Source organism: Ruegeria sp. CE9, assembly GCF_056537425.1.
This window is the reverse complement of the sequence record NZ_JBQFRO010000067.1, coordinates 1-1,273: the sequence shown is the minus strand read 5'-3', so window position 1 is coordinate 1,273 and position 1,273 is coordinate 1. Positions and strand designations below refer to the sequence as shown.

General features: G+C 58.8%; 2 protein-coding genes. Both read right to left on the bottom strand.

All coding sequences use genetic code 11. The features are described from left to right. Nucleotides 1–663, bottom strand: a 663-nt coding sequence (rsmH, locus tag ACR0B3_RS24025) for a 16S rRNA (cytosine(1402)-N(4))-methyltransferase RsmH (RefSeq protein ID WP_480811241.1), incomplete at its 3' end; no start/stop codon positions are given. A 2-nt stretch (nucleotides 664–665) separates the two neighbouring features. Then, complete coding sequence (locus ACR0B3_RS24020; protein WP_317655233.1) at nucleotides 666–1,196, bottom strand: division/cell wall cluster transcriptional repressor MraZ; 531 nt, start codon at nucleotides 1,194–1,196, stop codon at nucleotides 666–668. Between the last annotated feature and the right edge of the window lie 77 nt (nucleotides 1,197–1,273).

Sequence of the window (1,273 nt, the reverse complement as noted above, 5' to 3'; positions counted from 1 at the left end):
ATTCACCGCGATGCGCAAGGCCTGAAAGCTGCGCGTTGCGGGGTGGCTTTGATTGGGTTTGGGGCGCGGTAGGCAGCCCTCAACGATTTTGGCAAGGGCGACAGTGGTGGTGATGCGCGCGCCTTTGCGGGCGGCGACAATCGCGCGGGCAATGCGCCGTGCGGCGCGTTCTTCGCCGTAATGATACAAAATATCGGCCAAATGCGCCTCGGGCGCCTCGTTCACCAGATCTTGGGCGGACATCCCTGATTGGCTCATGCGCATATCAAGCGGGCCGTCACGCATGAATGAAAAGCCACGTTCAGCCAAATCAAGCTGCATAGACGAAACGCCCAGATCCAACACAACACCGTCAAGCGCATCATAGCCCACAGAACGGGCATGATCATCAAGAGCGCCAAACTCGCCCGCAACCAATTTCAAACGGTCACCATATTGAGCGCGCCACGCTTCGGCCATCTCAAGCGCCAGAGGATCGCGGTCGACACCAATCACCGATGCCGCCCCCCGATCAAGCAAGCCACGGGCGTAGCCACCAGCGCCGAAAGTTCCATCGAGCCAGTCCCCAGACACGGGTGCGATCTCGGCCAAGATCCGATCCAATAGAACAGGGATATGCGGCCCCTCTGCCCTCGCGGGTTCGTTGAGCTTGGCCGCCGCCATGATCATACGCCCCCGTCATGATCCATCGCTCCGACACCACCAGCCACGAGGGACAGCGGATCAAAGAACTCGTCACCTTGGGCAAGACTGTCAATCAACGCATCAATTTGCGCCTCAGCGTCTTTTGCATCGCTTGGGTTGAGGATGTGAAACTTGTCCCCCATGCCTTGGAACAGCGCCTCGTCGGCAAGCGCGATCTTGTCGCGCGCGGCTTGAGGCAGAACCAAACGGCCCGTGTCATCCACGGTGGTTTCATCACATTTCTGATAGTAAAGAAATTCCAAGGCGCGGCGCACAGGCGTGCCCAAGGGCGCGCGGCGGATCATCGCGTCAATTTGGTCGAAGGCGTCACCAGACAGACATTCAAGGTAATTCTTCGATTTGTCGCCATAGGCAATATAAAGGCGCGGAGACGCGCCCGCCGTGGCCTTGGCATCGGAATTGGCAAGCACACGGCGAAACTTGACCGGAATCGAAATTCGGCCCTTTCCGTCCACCTTGTTCAGGCTCTCGCCCTGAAACCTGCGCTCCACTGCCCTGCCCTCGTTATGGCCCCAATGGCCGTTTCCCCGTCACATCTTCAAACTTTCCCGACCCGTGAAACGACAAC